The 903-nt window shown below is 58.7% G+C and carries 1 protein-coding gene; it reads right to left on the bottom strand.

Going from position 1 to position 903, the window contains the following annotated elements:
• Positions 1-125: 125 nt before the first annotated feature.
• Positions 126-903 (bottom strand): ABC transporter substrate-binding protein (locus EN884_RS37230; RefSeq protein WP_245492067.1); only part of this gene is annotated, 778 nt, incomplete at its 5' end.

The raw sequence follows: 903 nt of genomic DNA, 5'->3' as shown, positions 1-903 counted from the left end.
GGCCAAGGCGCTGCAGGACCGTTCTTGCGACGGGGTTCATGTGCGTGGCGTTTCCTGGGCGGCAACCCTGCACTCGGAGCCAGCTGACCGGAGCCTCAAAACCATCGCGGCTCCGGCCCGCCATCTCATGCCGTGGCGATCCACCAGCGTTCGGCCATTTTCAGTCCATCGTTCTCCCAGTTGGGCGCCACATCACCGTGTGCGAGCTTTTTGGATTGGGCGCTGACGAAATTGTTGAAGACCAGCACGATGCTGCCGCCGTCATCGTGGGTTAGTTGCTGCATCTCGGCATACATCGCCGCTCGTTTGGCTTCGTCCGTCTCGGCGCGTGCCTGGACAAGCAATTCGTTGAAGTGGGGATTTTTCCAGAACGTTTCGTTCCAGCTGGAGTCCGCGGCAAAGGCTTGCGTGAACATCCAGTCGGCGGTTGCCCGACCGCTCCAATAGGAAGCGCACCAGGGTTTCTTCAGCCAGACATTGTCCCAATAAGCGTCCTCGGCCTCACGCACGACATTGACGTCGATGCCGCATTGGGCTGCCGTTTCGCGAATGAGCGAAGCCGCATCCACCGCCCCCGCAAAGGCGGCATCGGCCACCGAGAGGTCCACCTTCAGGTTCTCCATTCCGGCCTTTTTCAGGTAGTGCTTGGCTTTTTCCGGATCGAAGCTGTGTTGCGGTTGCGGATCCTTGGCGAATTTGATGGCCGGCGCGATCGGGTTGTCGTTGGCCACAGTGGCGTGGCCAAGAAAGATCTTGTCGACGATTTCTTGGCGATTGATCGCCCATTTCAATGCCATTCGCACGTCCGGATTATCAAACGGCGCCATCGTGACATTCATCGGCAAGGTATAGTGCCCGTAGCCAGTGACCTCGACGATTTCCACCTTGGGATTGCGTTTCAAC

The sequence above is a fragment of the Mesorhizobium sp. M7A.F.Ca.AU.001.01.1.1 genome, from assembly GCF_004022735.1.
In the GTDB taxonomy this organism is placed as follows: Bacteria; Pseudomonadota; Alphaproteobacteria; order Rhizobiales; family Rhizobiaceae; genus Mesorhizobium; species Mesorhizobium ciceri.
This window is presented reverse-complemented; position numbering and strand designations above follow the sequence as displayed.